The organism is Bradyrhizobium sp. ma5 (genome assembly GCF_042258955.1).
Lineage (GTDB): Bacteria > Pseudomonadota > Alphaproteobacteria > Rhizobiales > Xanthobacteraceae > Bradyrhizobium.
In genome coordinates, this window is the sequence record NZ_CP170156.1 from 3,393,906 (window position 1) to 3,417,079 (window position 23,174).

The following is a 23,174-nucleotide window of genomic DNA, read 5'->3' on the forward strand; positions in this document are numbered from 1 at the left end:
GGAACGAGCGTCGCTTGACCGGCGGCGCGTGCCCTTTGGAATGACGGAGGACCAGATGTTCGGCGACTATTCGATCAGCGATCTCGGCGCCATCCTTGCGATGCAGGGATTTGCCGGGCTCATCCTGTTCTCCGTCTATGTGCTGATGGCGCTGGGGCTTGCCATCATCTTCGGCCAGATGGGCGTCATCAACATGGCGCACGGCGAGTTCATGATCCTGGGCGCCTACGTCACCTGGATGACGTCGAACGCCGTGCAGCACGTCGCGCCCTGGCTGTTCCCCGGTTACTTCTTCATCGCCATGATCCTGGCGTTCATCGCCTCCGGCGCGCTCGGCATGCTGGTCGAATGGGCGCTGATACGCCATCTCTACAAGCGTCCGCTCGATACGCTGCTGGCGACCTGGGGTCTCAGCCTGATCCTGCAGCAGGCCTATCGCTCGATCTTCGGCGCGCGCGAAGTCGGCGTCGAGCTGCCGGAATGGATGATGGGCTCCTGGCAGGCGACCGACTCGATCCAGATCCCCATCAACGGCATGTTCGTGATGGCGCTGACCATGCTGATCACGATCGCGGTCGCCTACGTGCTGTTCTGGTCGAGCTGGGGCAAGCAGGTGCGCGCGGTGGTGCAGAACCGCGTGATGGCGGGCGCCGTCGGCATCAACACCGAGAAGGTCGATCGCTACACCTTTGGCCTCGGCTGCGGCATCGCCGGGGTCGCAGGCTCGGCCTTCACCATGATCGGCTCGACCGGGCCGACCGCCGGCCAGCTCTACATCGTCGACACCTTCCTGGTCGTCGTGTTCGGCGGCGCCGCTTCGCTGTTCGGCACCATCGCCTCTGCCTTCTCAATCTCACAGACCCAATCGACGCTGGAATTCTTCCTGTCGGGATCGATGGCCAAGGTGATCACGCTGCTCACGATCGTCGCGATCCTGATGGTGCGTCCGCAGGGGCTCTTCGCGCTCAAGGTCCGCAAATAAGAACAAGCAGGCAGGTCATGGTCATCAACTCGCGCTTTTTCAATCGCTCCGAACTGCTCGGCTTCCTTGCGCTCGCGGTGCTGTTGCTTCTCATCCTGCCGCTGTCGCTGGATATCTTCCGCCTCAACCTGGTCGCCAAATACCTGACCTACGCCTTCGTCGGCATCGGCCTCGTGCTGTGCTGGGGCTATGGCGGCATACTGAGCCTGGGGCAGGGCGTGTTCTTCGGCCTCGGCGGCTACTGCATGGCGATGTACCTCAAGCTCGAAGCGTCCTCGGTCGCGAACACCAAGATCCAGTCGACGCCGGGCATCCCGGACTTCATGGACTGGAACCAGATCACGCAGCTTCCGCTGTTCTGGAAGCCGTTCCACAGTTTTCCGGTCACGGTGCTGGCGATCCTGCTGGTTCCCGCGTTGTTCGCGCTGATCATCGGCGCTGCGATGTTCAAGCGCCGGGTCGGCGGCGTGTACTTTGCGATCATCACGCAAGCGATCGCGGCGATCCTCACCATTCTGATCGTGGGGCAGCAGGGCTACACCGGCGGCATCAATGGCATCACCGACTTGCGCACGCTGCACGGCTGGGACATCCGCACCGATCACGCCAAGTTCATTCTGTATTTCGTCGAGGTTGTGCTGCTGTTCGGATGCATCGTTGCCGCGCAATTCATCCGGCTGACAAAACTCGGGCGCATCCTGGTGGCGATGAGGGAGCAGGAGGATCGCGTGCGCTTCTCCGGTTACAGCGTCGCCAATTTCAAGATCTTCGCGTTCTGTGCCGCGGCGGTGTTCGCGGCGATCGGTGGCGCCATGTTCACGCTCGAGGTCGGCTTCATGTCGCCGTCCTTCGTCGGCATCGTGCCGTCGATCGAGATGGTGATTTACACCGCCGTCGGCGGCCGGATGTCGATCTTCGGCGCTGTCTGGGGCGCGCTGCTGGTCAATTTCGCCAAGACCAGCCTTTCAGAATCCTTCCCGCAGCTCTGGCTGTTCGGCCTCGGCGCGCTGTTCATCGCGGTCGTGCTCGCCTTCCCGAACGGGCTCTCCGGCATTTGGGCGGATCATATCCAGCCGCGCATCGATCGCCTGTTCGCATCACGCAAATCGAAATCGGCGGCCGGCCTGATCGCCGACGGCGCACCGGCCGAGTGAGGAGGGACCATCATGCTCGTCGGCCATCAGCCCAAGGATTTCCTGCTCGCGGTCTCCGGACTCACCGTGTCCTTTGACGGCTTCAAGGCGGTGAACGATCTCTCCTTCTATGTCGAGGAGAACGAGATCCGCGTCATCATCGGCCCGAACGGCGCCGGCAAGACCACGGTGCTCGACCTGATCTGCGGCAAGACGCGGGCCACGTCAGGCTCGATCCAGTTCCGCGGCCAAGAGCTGACGAGATTGCGCGAGAACGAGATCGTGCAGGCCGGCGTCGGCCGCAAGTTCCAGACGCCGTCGGTGTTTGAGGATCTCACCGTGTTCGAGAACCTTGAGATTTCCTACCCGCGCGGCCGCACGGTGTTCGGCTCGCTGACCTTCCAGCGCGACGACGCGGTGAAGCAGCGGGTCGAGGAGGTCGCCGAGATGATCTTCCTGAAGGACCGGCTCAACACCTATGCCGACCAGCTCAGCCACGGCCAGAAGCAGTGGCTCGAGATCGGCATGCTGCTGATCCAGGATCCGGACCTCCTGATGCTCGACGAGCCGGTCGCCGGCATGAGCGTCTCGGAGCGCGCCAAGACCGCCGAGCTGCTCAACCGCATCATCAAGGACCGCTCGGTGCTGGTGATCGAGCACGACATGAAGTTCGTCGAGGACATCGCGCACAAGGTCACGGTGCTGCATCAGGGCCAGATCCTCTCCGAGGGGACAATGGAGCACGTCAAGAACGATCCCAAAGTGATCGAAGTTTACCTGGGCCATTGAGGAACACCGCGATGCTGGCAATCAATGATCTTCACGTCGCCTACGGCCAGAGCGAGGTGCTGCACGGCCTCAACGTTTCGGTCGCGCCCAACGAGATCGTTGCGATCATGGGCCGCAACGGCATGGGCAAGACCACGCTGATGAAGTCGCTGATGGGCATCCTGCCGGCCAAGAGCGGCAAGGTGACCATGGATGGCACCGAGCTCGGCGCGATGAAGAGCTACGAGCGGGTGGCGAAGGGGCTCGCTTACGTGCCGCAAGGCCGCATGATCTTCTCCACCATGACGGTGAAGGAGAACATCGAGACCGGGCTCGTGGTCTCCGGCGGCTCCGAGGTGCCCGGCGATATATACGAGTTGTTCCCGGTGCTGCTCGAGATGAAGGGCCGCCGCGGTGGCAATCTCTCCGGCGGACAACAGCAGCAGCTCGCGATCGCCCGCGCGCTGGCGACCAAGCCGAAAGTGTTGCTGCTCGACGAGCCGACCGAAGGCATCCAGCCGTCGATCATCAAGGACATGGCGCGCACGTTGAAGCGGATCCGAGACGAGCGGGGGCTGTCGATCGTCGTCTCCGAGCAGGTGCTGAGTTTTGCGCTCGACATCGCCGACCGCGTGCTCGTGATCGAGAACGGCGAGATCGTCCGCGACGATCCGCGCGCTAGCGTCGATGCCGCGCAGATTTCCAAGTACCTGTCCGTCTAACCAGTAAACGAAGGGGAGCATCTCGATGCCAGATACACTGATCAAGGTCGATCCCAGCAAGTCGGCCTATGAAAACGACAAGATTCACAACCGCTGGCATCCGGAAGTTCCGATCGTCGAGTGGGTCAGCCCGGGCGACGACTTCATCATCGAGACCGTCGACTGGACCGGCGGCTTCATCAAGAACAACGATTCCGCTGACGACGTGCGCGACATCGATCTGTCGATCGTGCATTTCCTGTCCGGTCCGATCGGTGTCAAGGGCGCCGAGCCCGGCGATCTCCTGGTCGTCGACCTGCTCGACGTCGGTCCCTTGAAGGAGAGCCTCTGGGGCTTCAACGGCTTCTTCTCCAAGCAGAATGGCGGCGGCTTCCTCACCGACCATTTCCCGCTGGCGCAGAAGTCGATCTGGGACATTAAGGGCCTCTACACCTCGTCGCGTCACATCCCCGGCGTCAACTTCGCCGGCCTGATCCATCCCGGCCTGATCGGCTGTCTGCCCGACGCCAAGATGCTCGCGGCCTGGAATGCGCGCGAAGCCGAACTGATCGCGACCAACCCGACCCGTGTACCGGGCCTCGCCAATCCGCCGTTCGCGCCGACCGCACATGCCGGCCAGGCCAAGGGCGACGTCAAGGCCAAGATCGGCCTTGAAGGCGCCCGCACTGTGCCGCCGCGTGAGCATGGCGGCAATTGCGACATCAAGGACCTGTCGCGCGGCTCGAAGATCTACTTCCCGGTCTATGTGCCGGGCGGCGGGCTCTCGATGGGCGATTTGCATTTCAGCCAGGGCGACGGCGAGATCACCTTCTGCGGCGCGATCGAGATGGCCGGCTGGCTGCACATCAAGGTCGACGTCATCAAGGACGGCGTCTCGAAATACGGCATCAAGAACCCCGTGTTCAAGCCGTCGCCGATCACGCCGAACTACAAGGACTATCTGATCTTCGAAGGCATCTCGGTCGACGAAGCCGGCAAGCAGCACTATCTCGACGTCCATATCGCCTATCGCCAGGCCTGTTTGAACGCGATCGAGTATCTGAAGAAGTTCGGTTACTCCGGTGCCCAGGCCTATTCGATCCTCGGCACCGCGCCGTGCCAGGGCCACATCTCCGGCGTCGTCGACGTGCCGAACGCTTGTGCCACGCTGTGGCTGCCGACCGAGATCTTCGACTTCGACATCATGCCGTCGTCGGCAGGACCGATCAAACACATCAAGGGCGACGTTCAGATGCCGATCTCGCCCGACAAGTGATCCTTTGAGTGATCCCTGCGCGAAGGGTGCGGGACGGCTGCGTATTGGCCGCCCCGCATCCATCGCCGGATGTCAGACACGACTGCGCAAGGATTAAGGAAATGCCGATCTACGAATATCTCTGCAACGATTGCGGCCCGTTCACCGACATGCGGCCGATGGCGGAATGCGACCTGCCGCAGGACTGTCCGCTATGCGAGACGACGTCGCCGCGCGTGATCCTGACTGCCCCGGCGTTCTTCTGTATGCCCTCGGACAAGCGCAAGGCGCACGCCACCAACGAGCAGAGCCGGCACGCGCCGAAGACGCTCGATCAGTACAAGGCCGCGCACGGCCCGGGCTGCGGCTGCTGTTCCACGACGGGAAAGAAGAAGCCGGCGCGGCTGATGACCAAGACCAAGAGCGGCGCCAAGGGTTTTCCGACCGCGCGTCCCTGGATGATCAGCCACTGACAGCGCAGCCAATCGTCGGTTTTCCTCAAACTGGCGCTGCTTCGTCATGGCCGGGCTTGTCCCGGCCATCCACGTCTTTCTTGCCCGGTTGAAGCAAAGACGTGGATGCCCGGCACAAGGCCGGGCATGACGGAGCTAGTCAAGAAATCTCGATGTCATTGCTCGCACTTCGAAACAGGCTCTCAGGCCTGTTCGGCGACCTTCAAGGCCTCGGTGCGGATCTCCTCGACCAGCCGCTCCTTCAGGGCGACGAATTCGGGCGTGGTCTTGATCTTGTAGGAGCGGGGATGCGGCAGGTCGACCGCGATCTCGGCCTTGATGCGGCCGGGACGGGCGCTCATCACGATGACGCGGCTGCCGAGGAAGATCGCTTCCTCGATGTCGTGGGTGACGAACAGCACCGTCTTCTGGTCGCGCTCCCAGATCCCGAGCAGCATCTCCTGCATCAATGCCCGCGTCTGGTTGTCGAGTGCGCCGAACGGCTCGTCGAGCAGCAGGATCTTCGGATCATTGGCCAACGCGCGGGCAATCGCCGTGCGTTGCTGCATGCCGCCCGACAGCTGTTTGGGCCAGTGGTTCTCGAAGCCGGATAGCCCGACGCGTCGGATGAAGGCGTCGGCGATGTCATGGCGCCCTTGTTGCGGAACGCCGCGCTCGCGCAAGCCGAAGGCGATGTTCTCCCGCACCGTCAGCCACGGAAACAGGGTGTAGGACTGAAACACCATGCCGCGATCGGCGCCGGGACCGGTGACTTCGCGGCCATCGAGCGTGACCCGCCCGCTGGTCGGCCGGTCGAGCCCGGCGATGATCCGGAGCAGGGTGGATTTTCCGCAGCCGGAGGGGCCGAGGATGGTGACAAAGTCGTTGTCACCGACGTCGAGCGTGGTCGGCTCGAGCGCCCTTGTCGGCGCGTTGCCCGCACGAGCGGGGAAGGTTCGCGAAACCTGATCGATCCTGAGCGCGGTCATGCGAGCTTCCACGGGAACAGCCAGGCGTTGAACGCCTTGAACAGGAAATCGGAGACCAGGCCGATGAGCCCGATGACGATGATGCCGAAGATGATCTGGCCGGTGTTGAGCAGCGCCTGGCTGTCGGTGATCATGTGTCCGATGCCGGACGACGAGCCGATCAGTTCGGCCACGATGACGTAAGTCCAGGCCCAGCCGAGCACCAGCCTCAGGATCTCGGCGATCTCGGGCGCCGCGGAGGGCAGTAGCACGCGGCGGATGACGCCGCTATCGCCGGCGCCGAGCGTGTAGGCGGCTTCGACCAGATCGCGCCGTGTGGCGCCGACGGTCACGGCCACCATCAGGATGATCTGGAACACCGCGCCGATGAAGATCACCAGCAGCTTTTGTAATTCGCCGATGCCCGCCCACAGGATCAACAGCGGGATGAAGGCAGAGGCCGGCAGATAGCGCGCAAAGGACACGAAGGGTTCGAGGAAGGCCTCGACCGGCTTGTAGGCTCCCATCAGCACGCCGAGTGGCACCGCGATGACGGCGGCAAGGGCAAAGCCGCCGATGACGCGCCAGATCGTCATTCCGATGTCGAACAGGAAGCCTTGCTTGGCGAGCAGCTCATAGCCTTCCTGCACCATGGTCAGCGGGTTGGCGAGGAATGTCTTCGAGACATAGCCGCCGAACGTCGCCCAGGACCAGAGGGCGACGAACAGCACGAAGAAGGCGAGGCCGTAGACCACGCGTTGCTTCGATGTTGTGGGCTCGAGGGGACGCATCAATTGATCCGGGCGTATCTCATGCGCCGGTCCCGCTCGCTCTGCCGCGAGGCGGGACCGGCCGAAATGATGGCTGCGTTACTTGATGAAGCTTGCGTCGTAGATGTCTTCAACCTTCGGCGCGGCCTTGATGATGCCGACCTCGAGCAGCAGCTCCGCGGCGTCCTTGTTGAAGCTGAGGAAGTCGCCGGCGAAGAATTTCTGGTTGGCGGCCTTGTCCTGCCAGCGCAGGTACTTTGCCGAGTCGCCGAACTGCTCGTCCGACTGCTTCACGTCCGCGCCCATGATTTCGTAGGCCTTGGCCTGATCCTTGGCGATCATGTCGAGTGCCTCGAAATAGCTATTGGCCAGCGCCTGCGCCGCCTTCGGATTGTCGGTCAGGAATTTCGGCGTGCAGCCGAACGTATCCATCACGATCGGATAGTCGAGCGTTGTGGCGATGATCTTGCCCTTGTCGGGGGCGGCGCGCACCGTCGACAGATAGGGCTCGTAGGTCATCGCGGCGTCGTTCTGGCCGGAGACGAAAGCCTGCGCCGCGGCGGCGGGCTCCAGATTCACCACGGTGACGTCCTTCACCGTGAGGCCGTTCTTTTTCAGCATCCAGGCCAGCGCGAAGTAGGGCGAGGTGCCCGGTGCCGACGCCGCGACGGTCTTGCCCTTGAGGTCCTTGATCGCGGCGACGTCGTTGCGCACGGCCATGCCGTCGGCGCCGTAGCTCTTGTCGAGCTGGAAGATCTGCTTGGTCGCGACGCCATTGGCGTTCCAGGAAATCCAGGTCTCCACCGTCGTCGCCGCGCACTGGATGTCGCCCGAGGCGATGGCGAGATGCCGGTCCTTCTGCGGAATCTTCTTCAAGGTCACATCGAGGCCGTTCTTCTTGAAGATGCCGGCCTCCTTGGCGAGCGTCAGCGGCGCGAAGCCGGTCCAGCCGGAGATGCCGACGCCGATCTTGACGTCATCCGCGAACGCGGCGGTGGACGCGAGCAGAGCTGCGATTGCGGGCAATAGCTTGAACGAACGCATGATTGTCGACCCCTTGAACGATGGATTGAACCCTGTTGATTTCTTCGTCAGTCGCGGCGGATTGCCGCATCAGAAACGTTGATGGATGGTGGCCCATGATGCATTGCATGAAATATGCCGCGCAAGACGTCCTCAGCCTCCCTTGAAGCGAGCCACCAGGCGGTGCGTTTCGCCCGGATAATGCAGCCGTACCGCGGTCACGGTGCGTGCGCTGCGCCATGTGTAGCGGTCGATCACCAGGCAGGGTGCGCCGACCGCGATGCCGAGCGCCTTCGCCGTGCGATCGTCCGCGACAACCGCACTGATCGTATGTTCCGCCTCGGTCCACGGCACATGATGCAGCAGCCATGATCCCGGCGGCTCGCGCGCAAAGTCCGCCGTCGCGGCTTCCGGAACCGTGGAGAGATCGATCAGCCTGTCCTCGACCGCAAACGGCACATTGTCGGCACTGTGCCGGCAGGCGATCGCGATCACCTTGCCGGCCGTGCTCACGCCGAGCCGGGCGCGATCGGCCGCGGTCGCGGTGCGTCGCCGGCAATCGATCAGCTGGTAGCCGTAGCTGCGGCCAAGCGCGGTGATCTCGGCGCGCATGTCGGCAATCTTGAGCACTGCCGACAGATGCTGCGGTCGGCGTACGAAGGAGCCGGCACGCCGCCGCCGCTCGATCAGGTCGGCCTGCGCCAGTTCCGACAACGCCTTGTTGACCGTCATGCGCGAGCAGCGATAGCGCGCCATCAGTTGGTGCTCGAACGGGATGCGGTGGCCCGGTGGCCATTCGCCGGTCAGGATCCGCGTCTCGATATCGAGCCTGATCCGCTTGTAGAGCGTCGGCTTGCTGCTTGCACCCGGTTTGGTTCGTTCGGAGGCGAGGCTCATGCGACGAGCCTCCGGACGCTTGCATTGAACCGCTCGCGCGCCGTGTCGCGCAACCTGTGCCGTCCGCCCGCGACCAGCTTGTCGCCGCCGGCCCAGACGCAGTCGATTGCATCGCTTCCGGTCGCAAACAGCCAGCCGTCGAGAACGGCATCGCCCGACCTTCCCGCCAGGGATGGGTGCGCGGTGTCGAGGCTAACGATGTCGGCGCGGGCACCGGGCGCGAGGCCAACTTTGGTTTGTGCCAGAGCTTGCGCGCCGCCGGCGAGCGCGTGGTCGAACAGGGCACGGCCGGTGGATGCACCGGGTTGTCCGGAGAGCACGTTGCGCTCGCGATGCTTCAGCCGCTGGCCGTATTCGAGTTGGCGAAGCTCGTCGGCGACCCCGACCAGCACGTTGGAATCCGTTCCGATGCCGAACCGGCCGCCCGCGGCGAGGAATTCGCGCGCCGAAAAGATGCCGTCGCCGAGGCTGGCTTCGGTCACCGGGCAGAGGCCGGCAACCGCGCCGCTGCCGGCGAGCGCAACGACTTCCCGATCCGCCATGTGGGTCGCGTGAATCAGGCACCAGCGTCGATCGACGGGCGCATGTTCGAGCAGCCATTCGACCGGCCGCTGCCCCGACCAGGCCACGCAATCCTCCACCTCGCGCACCTGTTCGGCGGTATGGATGTGGATTGGATCCGTCCCGGCAAGCGGAATGATTGCCGCGAGCTCATCCGGCGCCACCGCGCGAAGGCTGTGCGGGGCGATGCCGATGTTGGCGCCGGGCAGTTTTTGGATCGCCTCGCGCGAGGCAGCCATCAGCGTGGCGAACTGATCGACCGAGCAGATGAAGCGACGCTGCCCGGCGTGCGGCGCTGCGCCGCCGAAAGTGCTGTGGGCATAGAAACTCGGCAGCAGCGTAAGCCCGATGCCGGAGGCCTCAGTCGCCTCCGCAATACGCACGGCCATCTCAGCCGGATTGGCGTAAGGCGAGCCGTCGCGATCATGATGGAGATAGTGAAACTCACCGACGCGGGTAAAGCCACGCTCGAGCATCTCGACATAGAGCAGGGTCGCAACGGCCGTGACGTCGTCCGGCGTCATCGTCAGCGCAAAGCGATACATCGTCTCGCGCCAGGTCCAGAACGTGTCGGTGGTGTCGCCGCGCAGTTCGGCAAGGCCGGCCATGCCGCGCTGGAACGCGTGGCTGTGCAGGCTCGCCAATCCCGGAACCGCCAATTGGTGACGCTCATCGCCGGCGGCGGGGGCCACGCCTGCCGTCACCGAGGCGATCGCACCGTCGGCGACCACGACCTGCACGTCATTGGCCCAGCCCGAAGGCAGCAGCGCGAATGCGAAATGCAGTCGTGTCATTTTTCCATGCCGGCTGGACAGAACTCCGACACGATTATATGTCTAGACATATAAGTCAAGCATCCCACCTTGAGGGGACGATCGCATGGCAGAGCGTTTCGACCGCATCTGGCACAATGCCCGGCTCGCCACGATGCGTGATGATCGCGCCGACCTCGGTGAGATCGAGCGCGGCCTGGTCGCGGCGCGTGACGGCCGCATCGTCTATGCGGGCGCGCAGTCGGACTTTCCCGTGTATGCGGACGCCGTCGAGCGGATCGATTGCGGCGGTCGCTGGATCACGCCCGGGCTGGTCGATTGCCACACGCATCTGGTCTATGGCGGCAATCGTGCGCACGAGTTCGAGCTTCGCCTGAAAGGCGCGAGCTATGAAGAGATCGCGCGTGCGGGCGGCGGTATCGTCTCGACCGTAGCCGCAACGCGCAGCGCGACCGAGGCCGAGCTCATCGCCGGCGCGCTGCCGCGGCTGGACGCGTTGATCGGCGAGGGCGCGACCACCGTCGAGATCAAGTCCGGCTATGGCCTCAATGCCGAGACCGAGATGCGGCAGCTTGCGGCGGCACGCAGCCTCTGCCGCTTGCGGCCGGTTGCGATCCGCACATCGTTTTTAGGCGCTCACGCTTTGCCGCCCGAAGCCGATGGCGACAAGGACCGCTACATTAATCTGGTCTGTAACGAGATGCTGCCGGCGGTAGCCAAGGCCGGCCTTGCCGATGCCGTCGACGGCTTCATGGAAGGCATCGCGTTCTCCGGAGAGCAGACGGCGCGGGTGTTCACGGCGGCGCGTGCGTTGGGGCTACCTGTCAAGCTGCATGCGGACCAGCTGTCGAATCTCGGCGGCGCGGCGCTCGCCGCACGATTCTCGGCACTCTCGGCCGATCATCTGGAGCACACCGATGAAGCCGGCGCCGTTGCGATGGCGAAGAATGGGACCGTCGCGGTGCTGCTGCCCGGTGCATTCTATTTCATTCGCGAAACGCAGAAGCCGCCGGTCGAGCTGTTCCGCAGCCACGGCGTGAACATGGCGCTCGCGACCGATTGCAATCCCGGCAGCTCGCCGCTGACCTCGCTTCTGCTTGCGATGAACATGGGCGCAACGTTGTTTCGGATGACGGTCGCCGAATGCCTCGCCGGGGTGACACGGGAAGGGGCGCGGGCGCTCGGCTTGCTCGCCGAGACCGGTACGCTGGAGGCCGGCAAAAGGTGCGATCTGGCGATCTGGGACATCGAGCGTCCCGCCGAGCTGGTCTACCGCATCGGCTTCAATCCGTTGCACCGGCGGGTGTGGAGGGGCCAACGAGCGATCCGGCTGCGCCGATTGTCGTAACGCCCGGAACGGTCGGCCTCGACGTGCTGGCGCGCGTGCTTGACGGTGCGCCCATCGCGCTCGATCCATCGTTCTGGCCGCGCGTCGAGGCGGCCGCGGCAATCGTGGCGAAAGCGGCGCAGATCGACATTCCCGTGTACGGCATCAACACCGGTTTCGGAAAACTGGCGTCGACGCGGATCGCCCCCGACCAGACCGCGCTGCTTCAACGCAACCTCATCCTGTCGCATTGCTGCGGAGTTGGGCCGGCCACGCCTGAGCCGATTGTGCGCCTGATGATGGCGTTGAAGGTGATTTCGCTCGGCCGCGGCGCGTCGGGTGTGCGCCGCGACGTCATCGAGCAGCTGCAGGGTATGCTGGCGCGCGGCGTCTCACCGCTGGTCCCACAGCAGGGCTCGGTCGGCGCCTCCGGCGATCTGGCGCCGCTCGCCCACATGACCGCCGTCATGATCGGGGAGGGGCAGGCATTCCTTGATGGCAAGGTCGTGCCAGGTCGTGACGCGCTTGCTGCTGCCGGGCTCGCGCCGCTGACGCTTGGCCCCAAAGAAGGGCTCGCGCTGATCAACGGCACGCAGTTTTCGACTGCCTATGCGATTTCCGGCCTGCTGCGCGCGCATCGCCTGGCGCGTGCCGCGCTGGTGACCGGAGCGCTGTCGGTCGATGCGGCGATGGCTTCCACGGTGCCGTTCCGTCCCGAAATCCAGTCCTTGCGCGGCCATTATGGACAGATCGCTGCGGCCGCGGCCCTGACCGCGCTGCTCGACGGCAGCGACATCAGGCAATCGCATCTCGAAGGCGATGAGCGGGTGCAGGACCCGTATTGCCTGCGCTGCCAGCCGCAGGTCGCGGGCGCCGTGCTCGTTCACGCTGCGCGCGTGCTGACCATTGAAGCCAATGCCGTGACGGATAACCCGCTGGTCCTGGTCGAGACCGGCGAGATCGTCTCGGGTGGCAATTTTCATGCTGAGCCGGTGGCGTTTGCCGCCGACCAGATCGCGCTGGCGCTCTCCGAAATCGGCGCGACCAGCGAGCGCCGGATCGCGACCCTCGTGGATCCCGCGCTGAACTTCGGACTGCCACCGTTCCTGACCCCCGAGCCCGGCATCAATTCCGGGTTCATGATTGCCGAGGTGACGGCGGCCGCGCTCTATGCCGAGAACAAGCAGCGCGCGATGCCGTGCTCGATCGACTCCACGCCGACCAGCGCCAATCAGGAGGATCATGTCTCGATGGCGGCGCATGCCGCGCGCCGGCTGTCCGACATGGCCGACAATCTTGCGGCCATCTTGGGCATCGAGCTTCTGGTCGCCGCGCAGGGCATCATGCTGCGCGCACCACACGCGACAAGCGTACCGCTCGCTGCGGTAATTGCCGCGTTGCGCGAGCATGTTCCGGCGCTCGCCGCGGACCGTTACATGGCCGATGATCTCGCGCGGGCGGCGTCGTTGATCGAAGCCGACGCGTTGCCCGCCGCTGCGATCGCGGCCCTTTCATCCGATCCGTTTCCAAAACTTGCGTAGCCGATAGGGACATCCGTCATGAACCGCCGACTGGATAACGAACGTATCATCCGCGCGCCCCGCGGCTCCGAGATCAGCGCGAAGAGCTGGTTGACCGAAGCGCCGCTGCGCATGTTGATGAACAATCTGGACCCTGACGTCGCCGAGCGTCCGAGCGAGCTCGTGGTCTATGGCGGCATCGGCCGTGCGGCGCGCGACTGGGAGAGTTTTGACCGGATCGCTACCTCCTTGCGCAAGCTCGAAGGCGATCAGACGCTGTTGGTGCAATCCGGCAAGCCGGTCGGCATCTTCCGCACCCATGCGGATGCACCGCGCGTCCTGATCGCGAACTCGAACCTGGTGCCGCATTGGGCGACGCTCGACCATTTCAACGAGCTCGACCGCCAGGGCCTGATGATGTTCGGCCAGATGACGGCAGGGTCGTGGATCTATATCGGCAGCCAGGGGATCGTGCAGGGCACCTATGAGACGTTCGTCGAGGTCGGCCGTCGGCACTACGGCGGTAGCCTTGCCGGCAAATGGATCCTCACGGCGGGCCTTGGCGGCATGGGTGGCGCCCAGCCGCTCGCTGCGACCATGGCCGGCGCCTCGATGCTCGCCGTCGAGTGCCAGCCGAGCCGCATCGAGATGCGGCTGCGCACGGGATACCTCGATCGCCAGGCGACGACGCTCGATGAAGCCCTCGCAATCATTGCCGACGCGGCCAAGACCCACAAGCCGGTGTCGGTCGGCCTGCTCGGCAATGCGGCCGAAATCTTTCCCGAACTGGTGCGTCGCGGCGTGCGGCCGGACATCGTCACCGACCAGACCAGCGCGCACGATCCGATCAACGGCTATTTGCCCAAGGGTTGGACGCTCGCCGAATGGGAGGCGCGGCGCGCCGCCGATCCGAAGGCGGTCGAGACCGCAGCCAAGACCTCGATGGTCGATCACGTCCAGGCCATGCTGGATTTCCACGCGCAGGGAATCCCGACGCTCGACTATGGCAACAACATCCGCCAGATGGCCAAGGACATGGGCCTGAAGCAGGCGTTCGACTTTCCGGGTTTCGTTCCGGCCTATATCCGCCCGCTGTTCTGCCGCGGCGTCGGGCCGTTCCGCTGGGCGGCGTTGTCCGGCGATCCCGAGGACATCTTCAAGACCGACGCCAAGGTCAAGGAGCTGATGCCCAACGATGGCCATCTGCACAACTGGCTCGACATGGCGAAGGCGCGCATCAAGTTTCAGGGGCTGCCGGCGCGGATTTGCTGGGTCGGTCTCGGCGACCGCCATCGCCTCGGTCTTGCCTTCAACGAGATGGTGGCGCGCGGCGAGCTCAAGGCGCCGATCGTGATCGGGCGCGATCACCTCGACAGTGGCTCGGTGGCGAGCCCGAACCGGGAGACCGAGGCGATGCGCGACGGATCGGACGCGGTGTCCGACTGGCCGTTGCTCAATGCGCTGCTTAACTGTGCGAGCGGCGCCACCTGGGTGTCGCTGCACCACGGTGGCGGCGTCGGCATCGGCTATTCGCAGCACGCCGGCATGGTGATCGTCGCGGACGGCACGCCGGAGGCGGCGCGCCGGCTCGAACGCGTACTGTGGAACGATCCGGCGACGGGGGTCATGCGCCACGCCGACGCTGGCTATGAAACCGCGATCGAATGCGCCCAGGCCAATGGCCTTGATCTGCCGAGCCTGCGCGCGTGAGATGGCGTTGGCGAGAAGCCGCTGATGACGGTTCTCGCCAACCCGGCTCAATCGGCCGACAGCGGCTCGCCCGTCAGCGACCAACTCTCGCCATCAAACGTCGCGATCCGCAGGGTCCGAAACGGCGTGTAGTCGCCGGGCCGGGTGCTGATCGAGACGCCCGGCAGCATCATCGGCAGCCGCGCGCCGCTGAGCGACGTCGCCTGCTTGATCAGGTTCTCGCGGGTGAGATCGTCACCGCATTTGCGCAACGCCAGCTCCACGGCGTGCACGTTCATATAGGCAACCAGCACGGAATAGTCGTCCGGATTGGCCGAAGCCGCGTACGTCTTCAGGAAATCCTTGTAGGCCTTGACCTCGTCGTCATTGGCCCAGGCCGGGTCGCCGGGCTGCTTGAGGAATTGGGTGGTGACCAGGCCCTTCGATGCCTCGAGGCCTGCGGGCTTCAGAATGGTTTCAACCGATGCCGTCGAGCCGCCGATCACGTGCAGCGGTTTCCAGCCGAGCTCGTAGACCTTGCGGATCGACTGCGCGGCGGCCTTTGATGACGACTGCTCGATCAGCGTGTCGACGCCGGCGGCCTTCAGCTGGACGATCTGCGAGTCGATCGTCGGGTCGGCAAGTTCGTAGGAGGCCTGGGCGACGATCAGCTCGGCCTTCGGACCGAGGCCGGCGCGAAGGCCTTTGAGATAGTCCTTGCCGTAGTCGTCGTTCTGGTAGAGCACGCCGATCCTGGCGTCGGGCTTTGCCTTCAGGATGTACTTGGCGACGACGCGGCCTTCGGTTTCGAAGTCCGGATAGAGCGGGATCGTCCACGGAAACGTCTTGGGATCGTTGAAGCGGCGTCCGCCGGCGGTGATGAAGAGCTGCGGCACCTGCTTGGCGTTGAGGTATTTCTGGATCGCGACATTGGGCGCGGTTCCGATCGTACCGACCTCGGCCAAGACGCCGACATCCTCGATCAGCTTGCGCGATTGCTCGACCGCCTTCGGTGCGCTGTAGGCGTTGTCGAGCTGGGTGAAGTTGATCTTGCGCCCGTTGATGCCGCCCTTCGTATTCAGCATCTCGAAATAGCCGACCACGGCGCGCCCGGCGCCGGCGCCGAACGCGGAGGCGGGGCCGCTCAGCGGCGTCGACTGACCGAGCTTAATCTCGGTATCGCTGGCGCCGGGTCCATAGGCCTTCTGCGCGTAGGCAGGCGCCGCCAGCAGGGCTGACAGCGCGACGGCCGCCAACGCCCGGTCGATGATGTGATTCAAGGTCGTTCCTCCCTGTAATTCGTTTCTTGTTGCGCTAGCGCAGCAGCTCGCGGGCGATCACCACGCGCTGGATCTGGTTGGTGCCTTCGAATATCTGGGTCAGCTTGGCGTCGCGCATCATGCGTTCGACCGGGTAGTCCATGGTGTAGCCGTAGCCGCCGAAGATCTGGACCGCGTCGGTCGTGACCTTCATGGCCATGTCGCTGCCGACGCATTTGGCCATGCTGGCAAGTACGTTGAGCCGCTTCCAGTCGCCGGCATCGCCGGCGCGGGCGCATTCATAGACCAGCGCGCGGGCCGCCTCGATCTGCATCGCCATGTCGGCAAGCATGAACTGCACGCCTTGGAACTCGGCGATCGGCTGCTTGAACTGCTTGCGTTCCTTGGCGTAGGCGACGCATGCATCGAGCGCACCCTGGGCGAGGCCGACCGACTGCGCGCCGATGGTCGGGCGGTTGAGGTCGAGCGCGCGCATCGACGCGCGAAAGCCCTTGCCTTCTTCACCGACGAGGTTTTCGGCCGGCACCCGCACATTGTCGAAGAAGATCGGGGTGTTGGGCGCGCCGCGAAAGCCCATCTTGCGCTCGTGGCGGCCGAACGTGATGCCCGGCATCTTCTTCGGCTCGACGATGAAGGCGCTGATTCCGTCCGCGCCGGCGCCGTCACTGGTCCGCGCCATCACCACGATGTAGTCGGCGACGACGCCGTAGCTGCACCATTGCTTGCGGCCGTTCAGGACATAGCTGTCGCCGTCCTTCCGGGCGCGGGTGTTGAGCGCGGCAACGTCGGAGCCGGCCTGTGGCTCGGAGATCGCGATCGCCGTGACCACGCCGCCCTGGGCGATGATCGGCAAATATTTCTGGCGCTGCTCTTCCGAGCCGAAATGCAGCAGCGGCATGATGAACATGGTGTTGAGCGCCGCAATCGATGCGCAGGCGGGCGAGACCTTCGAGATCTCCTCGCGCGCGATGCAGGCCATGGTGAGGTTGCCGTTCGGGCCGCCATAGCGCTCCGGCACCCAGAGCTGCATCAATCCCATCTCGCCGAACAGCTTGACCAGCTCGAGCGGGAAGCGGTCGGTCTCGTCGATTTCGGCGGCAATCGGCGCCACGTGCCTGGCGACCATCCTGCGCAAATTGTCGCGGAACGCGACCTGCTCCTCGGAAAAACTCATACGGGCTCCCGTTTGTTTTCTTTGCCGGAAGCCAAAAAGGGGCTTCCATTGAATGGGTGATCCATTTAATAATTCACCGCATGAGCACCAAGTCAAGCCCTCGCGCGCCGCAGCGCCCCCGCACCGCCGCGCCGAACCGGCGGGAGCGGGCCACCGATCTTCGTGCGGCCGCCGTCGCGGCCACGCCCACATTCAAGCCGATCCACACCAGGCGGACGTTCGAGGAGATCTGCGAGCGCATTCGCGAGCAACTGGCGCTCGGCGTGCTGAAGCCCGGCGACAAGCTGCCGGCCGAGCGCGAACTCGCACAGCAGCTCGGCGTCAGCCGGAATGTGCTGCGGGAGGCGCTGCGCAGCCTGGAGATGGCCGGCGTGCTGCGGCTGCAGAAGGGCGTCAAGGGCGGCGCCTTCATCCAGCAGGGCGACACCCGGCGCATGAACGAGGTCATGCGCGACATGCTGAGCCTCGGGACGATATCGGTGCGGGAATTGTCGGAGGCGCGGGTCCACGTACTCGACCTTGTGGTGCAGCTGGCATGCGCAAATGCACGCCGGGCCGACCTCGATGCGCTGGAAGCCAATATTGAGCGGACGGAGCTTGCGACGAAGGAAGGCAGGCTGCTCGATCGGGTCGAATGCTCGCGCGAGTTCTACAAGCTGCTCGCGGCTTCGACCGGCAACAAGGTGATTGCGATGATCGTGGACTCGGTCACCGAGATCCACATGCGCTTCGTCTACGCCAAGGTCGCTTCCAGCGGGGTTGCGATGGCGCGGCTCGCGGAGAAGCGGCGGCAGTTCCTGGCGGCGCTCAGCGAGCGAGACGTGGCGCTGGCGAGCCGGCTGCTGCGCTCGCACCTCGAATCCGTGCAGCGCATGCTGGAGCAGGATCCGGGAGCCATGTCGCTTCACGTCGCATTGGCCGACGTGCAGCCCGGGATGCGCCGGTAACGCGCGGCGCGGGCAAATAGATCAACACTCAAACGGCAATAACAATGGAGGCAAACGTGTCCAACTACGCCAAGTATGAATGCCTGACGGTCGAGGTCGCGGACAAGGTCGCGACCGTGACCTTGAATCGCCCGCAGGCGCGAAATGCCATCAATCAGAAGCTGATCCGCGAGCTGCGGACGATCTGGGACGACCTTGCCGACGATCATGCCGTCAATGCCGTGGTGCTGACCGGCGCCGGCGATTTCTTCAGCGTCGGTGGTGACGTAAAGGCGATGTCGGAGCGGCCGGGCGGCGACGTGCTCGAGGAGGGCGAGGTGCACGATCCCATGATCAGCCGGCGCGGCGTGACCCGCCAGCTCGAGCTCGACAAGCCGATCATTGCGGCAATCAACGGCGACGCCATCGGCCTGGCTGCGACCCACGCACTGCTCTGCGACATCACCGTGATGGCGGAGGATGCCCGGATCGGCGACACCCACGTGTCGCGCGTCGGGCTGGTGGCGGGCGACGGCGGCACGGTGATCTGGCCGCTGCTGATCGGCATCAACAAGGCCAAGGAATTCCTGATCCGCGGCACCCTGTTGAAGGGCAATGAGGCGGAGCGGATCGGGCTGGTCAACCATGTCGCGCCGCGCGCCGAGGTATTGGCCAAGGCCCGCGCGATCGCAATCGAGCTAGCGAACGGCCCGACCTGGGCCATTCGCTGGACCAAGCTGTCGATCAACCAGATCGTCAAGGAGCGCGTGAACATGCTGCTGGAGGCCTCGATGGCGCTGGAGCAGGTGACGTTCGAGACCGCCGACCACAAGGAAGCGACGATGTCGTTCAAGGAGAAGCGCAAGCCCAGGTTCGGCCAGGCGTAGCTCGAGGCTGGGCAATGACGACGACCGAAGCGTCGAATGACGATGTCGCAGGGATGCTACGCGACTCCTTGCGCGGCTTCCTCGACGAGCATTGGCGTCCGCGCGGCGTAACGGCATCGTCTTCGCCGGACGAGGTATCGGCGATCTGGCGCAAGCTGGTCGGGCAGGGCGTCGCCGCACTCGGTGTCGAGGGCGAAGGCGGGCTCGCCGAGATTCTCGTCGTCATGGCGGAGCTTGGCCGCGCCGGGTGCCCGGCGCCGATGTGGTCTGCGGCGTTCGCCAATCTTGCGATTGCCGGATCGAAGGTCGACGTCGTGGTCGAGCTCATGGAGCGGCTGCATTCCGGGAAGGCCATCGTCGCCTTCTCGTTCGGGGCGTTGGATCCCGATCGCGGGACTGGTTCGGTCGAGGCCACGAACAGCACAGCAACGGGAGTGCTCCGCTTTGTCGAGGCAGCGGGAGGTGCCACGCACCTTCTGGTCGTGCTCGAGCAGGCCCATCTTGCGCTAATCGATCTTGGCGGTGTCAGTGTCGAATGCGTCGCGACCCGCGCGATGGGGGCGTGGGGACAGTACGAGGTCAGGCTGAACGCAGCGCCGCTCACGCGCATTCCGGTCGGGACGGTCGATCTGGACGATCTCCGCATCAAGGGCAAGACGGCATTGACCGCGCGTGCCTACGGCGCGGCGCGGCGTGCGTTTGAGCTGGCCGTGGACTACGCCAAGGAACGGCACCAGTTCGGACAACCGATCGGCAAGTTCCAGGCGATCCAGCACAAGCTGGCGAATTGCCTGATCTCGCTCGAAGGCGTCAGGCTGATCCTCGAGCATGCCGCCAGACTGCATGATGGCAGCAACGACGACTGGCGCTACTTCGCCGATTGCGCGTCGGCATTCTCCTGCAATGCGCTGCGAAAGGTCTCGCTGGAGACCCAGCATACATTCGGTGCGATCGGCTATGCCGAGGAGCACGAGGCGCCGATCCATTTCAAGCGCGTGCACCTCGATACCATAGTGCTCGGCGGCGCCGCGGATGCGAAACAGAGATTGGCCGCACGGCTGTTGGATGCGGACGGCGCCGGGCTGCCGCAATACGACCTCGGGTCCGCCGGAAATGCGTTTCGCGAGCAGGTCCGGCTCTGGCTCGCGCAAAACTGGACCGGTGACACGAAGCAGGCGTTCGACCAGAGGCCATTCGCCAAGCGCGAGTTCGATGCGAGCTTCGCGCGCGATGTGGGCGAGACCGGGTGGATTGGCCTCGGATGGCCGGAGCAATTCGGCGGCCAGGCCCGCTCTCCGCTGGAGCAGATCGCCTTCATGGAGACAATGGAGCGGGGCGAGGCGCCCCGGATCGGTGCGGCGATCCAGGCCAATGCACTGATGATGTTCGGCACGGCAGAACAGCAGCGGAAATACTTGCCGGAGATCCTGCGCGGCGAAGCCATGCACGGCATGGGTTACAGCGAGCCGCAGGCGGGCTCGGACCTCGCGGCGCTGCGCACCAGTGCGATCAAGGACGGCGATCACTGGGTGATCAACGGCCAGAAGATCTGGACCACCACCTGGTGGGGCAAATACATGTTCCTTGCCGCGCGAACCGACAAGGATGCCAAGCCGCCGCACGCGGGCGTCAGCATGTTCATCGTGCCGATGGATGCACCGGGCATCACCATCCGTCCATCTGTCACCATGTATGACGGCACGTTTGCCAACATCTTCTACGACAATGTCCGGATTCCCGCCGAGAACCTGGTTGGCGAGGTCAATGGCGGCTGGAAGGTGCTGACCGGCGCGCTGGCCTTCGAGCGAGGGCTGGTCGGTGGCGGGATCGTCCTGAAGGTCGCGCACGCCTTCGAGCAGCTGCGTGCGCATGTCATCGGCGATCGCTCTCTGGCCGATAACCCAATCGTCCGCGACAAGATGGCGACCCTGGCGTTCGAGATCGAGATCGGCCGTCTCTTGATGATGCATTGTGCCGAGCTTGTCGCCGACGGCGTGACGCCGCCGGAATATGGCGCGATCAGCAAGGTGTTCTCCGGAGAGCTGATGGAGCGTTTCGGCGAGGCCGCGCTCGATATTCTCGGGATGCGCGCCGCGCTGTCCGAGCAGATGCCGGGCGCGATCGATAACGGCCGCTTTGAGCAAAATCTGCGGCATTCGCTGATGTGGGTCATCAGCATCGGGACCAACGAGATCCAGCGCAGCCTGATCGCGCAACGCGCGCTCGGGCTGCCGAGATAGGAGCGATCGGATGCAGAAGGATGGCGACAGGGCGCCGCTCGCCGGGGTGCGGGTGCTGGATTTTTCCATCATGGTGGCGGGGCCCTATTGCGCGCGGCTGCTCGCCGACGTCGGCGCCGAGGTCATCAAGATCGAGCCGCCGGAAGGCGACGACATGCGGCTGCGGACGCCGCTGCGCGAAGGCCACAGCACCTATTTCGGCCAGCTCAATGCCGGCAAGCGCAGCCTGGCGCTGGACCTGAAGAACGCCGATGCCATCAAGCTCGTGCATCGCATGGTCGCGGAGGCGGACATCCTTGTCGAGAATTTCCGTCCGGGGGTGATGGAGCGGCTCGGCCTCGGCTACGACGCGCTCCGCGAGATCAACCCACGTCTGATTTATTGCTCGATCTCGGGCTATGGCCAGTCCGGCCCCGCTGCCGAGCGCGCGGCATACGCGATGATCGTGCACGCCGAAAGCGGATTCGATACCTCGCTGATGCGTTATGCCGGTGACCGGGAGCGTCCCGCGGCCGGAGCGATCTTTGTTGCGGACATCCTCGGCGGCATCTTCGGCTATTCCGCGATCCAGACCGCGATGGTCCAGCGCGAACGCACCGGCAAGGGGCAGCGCGTCGATGTGGCGTTGATGGACTGTATGCTCAACCTGCTGGTCTATGAGCTCCAGGAAGCCCAATTCCCGATCCGCTCGCCGCGTCCGACCTATGGGCCGGTCCGCACCCGCGATGGCGATATCCTGATCGCCCCAGTCACGCCGCGCAATTTTGCGGCGCTATGTGAGGTCACGGGGCAGGCCGAGCTGGCGAACGATCCGCGCTTTGCGACCATTCCGGCGCGAGGCGCCAACTGGACCGCCATGATGCAGGTGATCGAGCAATGGACCGAGCGCCACACCGTCGCCGAATGCATCGCGGCGCTGGATCGAGCCGGCGTTCCCTGCGCCGAGTACCGGACGCCGGGTGCCGCGCTGACCGACGCCCATCTGCGTCAACGTGGCGTGTTCGGGACGGTCTCGGATGGTGCCGGCGAGTTCGTCGGCGTCAACGCGCCATGGCAGATGTCGGGGGCCGATACGTCAATCGGAAGTCAAGTTCCCGGGGTCGGCGCGCAACGGGACGATGTGCTGTCGCGGATTCTCGGATTGTCGCCGGACGCAATTGCGGCGCTCGCGGCTGCGGGCACGTTTGGCAGGACGCCGGCCTAGGCAGCCGGACGCCGGCGATCTCAGCTATCGGACGGAGCGTCTGGCGGCGGAGCCTTCGCGATCGCGAGCAGGCATTTCAGGAAATGCGCGCGGTCTTCCTTGCGCAAGGGCGCCAACATGATGTTTTGCAGCTCGGCAGCGGCTGGGATGACGGCGAGCAACGCTTCCTCGCCCTTGGCGGTGATCTGCACCTGGAGCGAGCGGCGGTCGTCCGGATTGTTCTTCTTCGAGACCAGCCGGCGCGCCGCCATCCGCTTCAGCATCTCGCTGAGCGTGTTGCGGTCGCAGCTGATCCGTTCCGCCAGCACCGAGGGGGTGAGAGGACCCAATTGGTACAGCGCCATCAGCACGCCGAACTGCCGCGGCGTGATGTCGCTCTGGCGCGTCATGCTCTGATAGAGCCCGTCATAGCGAGCCTCCAGCAGCCGCAGCAGAAACCCGACGCCGCCTTCAAGCTGCCAGTCGCGCGCAATGTCCGTCGCCGAACTCGGTTTCATATTCTTGTCGGCTGCCATGCCGTCGTTGGACTCCGATTTTTCGAATTCGCGTTAGCCGTTAGCAGCTTGGCCTGACGTCCTCAACCCTGCGGTGAACCGCCCCCCGGTCTGTTCGTGGCACGATGCAACTGCTTTCGGCCTTGTCAG

At 64.7% G+C, this 23,174-nt stretch carries 21 protein-coding genes; 13 read left to right on the plus strand and 8 right to left on the minus strand.

Annotated elements, in window-relative coordinates; translation table 11 throughout:
* The first annotated feature begins 55 nt into the window (after positions 1 to 55).
* From urtB to ACE103_RS15535, 6 genes are all read left to right on the plus strand, one after another.
* Positions 56 to 982 (plus strand): urea ABC transporter permease subunit UrtB, encoded by a 927-nt coding sequence (urtB, locus tag ACE103_RS15510; protein ID WP_097670824.1) that lies wholly within the window; start codon positions 56 to 58, stop codon positions 980 to 982.
* Between the two features lie 17 nt (positions 983 to 999).
* Positions 1,000 to 2,136, plus strand: coding sequence for an urea ABC transporter permease subunit UrtC (gene urtC, locus ACE103_RS15515; protein WP_375780126.1), 1,137 nt, complete (start codon positions 1,000 to 1,002; stop codon positions 2,134 to 2,136).
* Positions 2,137 to 2,148: 12 nt separating this feature from the next.
* Positions 2,149 to 2,904: an urea ABC transporter ATP-binding protein UrtD gene (gene urtD / locus ACE103_RS15520; RefSeq protein WP_063695194.1), complete on the plus strand. Its 756-nt coding sequence runs from the start codon at positions 2,149 to 2,151 to the stop codon at positions 2,902 to 2,904.
* Positions 2,905 to 2,915: 11 nt separating this feature from the next.
* Positions 2,916 to 3,605: an urea ABC transporter ATP-binding subunit UrtE gene (urtE, locus tag ACE103_RS15525; RefSeq protein ID WP_050400072.1), complete on the plus strand. Its 690-nt coding sequence runs from the start codon at positions 2,916 to 2,918 to the stop codon at positions 3,603 to 3,605.
* Positions 3,606 to 3,630: 25 nt separating this feature from the next.
* Positions 3,631 to 4,860, plus strand: coding sequence for a formamidase (gene fmdA / locus ACE103_RS15530; RefSeq protein WP_375780127.1), 1,230 nt, complete (start codon positions 3,631 to 3,633; stop codon positions 4,858 to 4,860).
* 101 nt (positions 4,861 to 4,961) lie between these two features.
* Complete coding sequence (locus tag ACE103_RS15535) at positions 4,962 to 5,312, plus strand: zinc ribbon domain-containing protein (protein ID WP_375780128.1); 351 nt, start codon at positions 4,962 to 4,964, stop codon at positions 5,310 to 5,312.
* Between the two features lie 182 nt (positions 5,313 to 5,494).
* On the opposite strand, the gene ACE103_RS15540 is transcribed toward ACE103_RS15535, so the two are convergent.
* The 5 genes from ACE103_RS15540 to ACE103_RS15560 all read right to left on the minus strand — a co-directional run bounded on the left by ACE103_RS15540 (position 5,495) and on the right by ACE103_RS15560 (position 10,304).
* The gene (locus tag ACE103_RS15540) at positions 5,495 to 6,280 is read right to left on the minus strand and encodes an ABC transporter ATP-binding protein (protein ID WP_375780129.1); all 786 of its coding nucleotides are present in this window, start codon (positions 6,278 to 6,280) and stop codon (positions 5,495 to 5,497) included.
* Positions 6,277 to 7,050 (minus strand): ABC transporter permease, encoded by a 774-nt coding sequence (locus ACE103_RS15545; RefSeq protein WP_375780130.1) that lies wholly within the window; start codon positions 7,048 to 7,050, stop codon positions 6,277 to 6,279. Before ACE103_RS15545 ends, ACE103_RS15540 begins: the two co-directional genes overlap by 4 nt.
* A gap of 78 nt (positions 7,051 to 7,128) precedes the next feature.
* A complete protein-coding gene (locus ACE103_RS15550; protein ID WP_375780131.1) occupies positions 7,129 to 8,073 on the minus strand; it encodes an ABC transporter substrate-binding protein in 945 nt (314 codons plus the stop codon).
* A 132-nt stretch (positions 8,074 to 8,205) separates the two neighbouring features.
* Positions 8,206 to 8,949: a histidine utilization repressor gene (gene hutC / locus ACE103_RS15555; RefSeq protein ID WP_375780132.1), complete on the minus strand. Its 744-nt coding sequence runs from the start codon at positions 8,947 to 8,949 to the stop codon at positions 8,206 to 8,208.
* Positions 8,946 to 10,304, minus strand: a complete 1,359-nt coding sequence (locus tag ACE103_RS15560; protein WP_375780133.1) for a formimidoylglutamate deiminase — start codon at positions 10,302 to 10,304, stop codon at positions 8,946 to 8,948. Before ACE103_RS15560 ends, hutC begins: the two co-directional genes overlap by 4 nt.
* 85 nt (positions 10,305 to 10,389) lie before the next feature.
* Here ACE103_RS15560 and hutI point away from each other — a divergent pair, with 85 nt between their 5' ends.
* From hutI to hutU, 3 genes are read left to right on the plus strand one after another with little or no spacing between them, the layout of a single operon-like run.
* Positions 10,390 to 11,631: an imidazolonepropionase gene (gene hutI, locus ACE103_RS15565; RefSeq protein ID WP_375780134.1), complete on the plus strand. Its 1,242-nt coding sequence runs from the start codon at positions 10,390 to 10,392 to the stop codon at positions 11,629 to 11,631.
* On the plus strand, positions 11,589 to 13,151 hold the full coding sequence (hutH, locus tag ACE103_RS15570; RefSeq protein ID WP_375780135.1) for a histidine ammonia-lyase: 1,563 nt from the start codon (positions 11,589 to 11,591) through the stop codon (positions 13,149 to 13,151). Before hutI ends, hutH begins: the two co-directional genes overlap by 43 nt.
* An 18-nt stretch (positions 13,152 to 13,169) precedes the next feature.
* Positions 13,170 to 14,840: a urocanate hydratase gene (hutU, locus tag ACE103_RS15575; protein WP_223968641.1), complete on the plus strand. Its 1,671-nt coding sequence runs from the start codon at positions 13,170 to 13,172 to the stop codon at positions 14,838 to 14,840.
* Positions 14,841 to 14,887: 47 nt separating this feature from the next.
* On the opposite strand, the gene ACE103_RS15580 is transcribed toward hutU, so the two are convergent.
* Positions 14,888 to 16,090 carry an ABC transporter substrate-binding protein gene (locus tag ACE103_RS15580; RefSeq protein WP_375781115.1) on the minus strand — a complete coding sequence of 401 codons (1,203 nt, stop codon included), beginning with the start codon at positions 16,088 to 16,090 and terminating at the stop codon, positions 14,888 to 14,890.
* Between the two features lie 43 nt (positions 16,091 to 16,133).
* On the minus strand, positions 16,134 to 17,273 hold the full coding sequence (locus ACE103_RS15585) for an acyl-CoA dehydrogenase family protein (protein WP_375780136.1): 1,140 nt from the start codon (positions 17,271 to 17,273) through the stop codon (positions 16,134 to 16,136).
* 80 nt (positions 17,274 to 17,353) lie between these two features.
* On the opposite strand from ACE103_RS15585, the gene ACE103_RS15590 reads away from it, so the two are divergent.
* From ACE103_RS15590 to ACE103_RS15605, 4 genes are read left to right on the plus strand one after another with little or no spacing between them, the layout of a single operon-like run.
* Positions 17,354 to 18,220 (plus strand): FadR/GntR family transcriptional regulator, encoded by an 867-nt coding sequence (locus ACE103_RS15590; RefSeq protein WP_375780137.1) that lies wholly within the window; start codon positions 17,354 to 17,356, stop codon positions 18,218 to 18,220.
* 56 nt (positions 18,221 to 18,276) lie between these two features.
* Positions 18,277 to 19,086 (plus strand): enoyl-CoA hydratase/isomerase family protein, encoded by an 810-nt coding sequence (locus ACE103_RS15595; protein WP_223968647.1) that lies wholly within the window; start codon positions 18,277 to 18,279, stop codon positions 19,084 to 19,086.
* A 14-nt stretch (positions 19,087 to 19,100) separates the two neighbouring features.
* The gene (locus ACE103_RS15600) at positions 19,101 to 21,326 is read left to right on the plus strand and encodes an acyl-CoA dehydrogenase family protein (protein ID WP_375780138.1); all 2,226 of its coding nucleotides are present in this window, start codon (positions 19,101 to 19,103) and stop codon (positions 21,324 to 21,326) included.
* A gap of 10 nt (positions 21,327 to 21,336) precedes the next feature.
* Positions 21,337 to 22,530 (plus strand): CaiB/BaiF CoA transferase family protein, encoded by a 1,194-nt coding sequence (locus ACE103_RS15605; RefSeq protein WP_375780139.1) that lies wholly within the window; start codon positions 21,337 to 21,339, stop codon positions 22,528 to 22,530.
* Positions 22,531 to 22,550: 20 nt separating this feature from the next.
* On the opposite strand, the gene ACE103_RS15610 is transcribed toward ACE103_RS15605, so the two are convergent.
* Positions 22,551 to 23,027, minus strand: coding sequence for a MarR family winged helix-turn-helix transcriptional regulator (locus ACE103_RS15610; protein WP_375780140.1), 477 nt, complete (start codon positions 23,025 to 23,027; stop codon positions 22,551 to 22,553).
* Between the last annotated feature and the right edge of the window lie 147 nt (positions 23,028 to 23,174).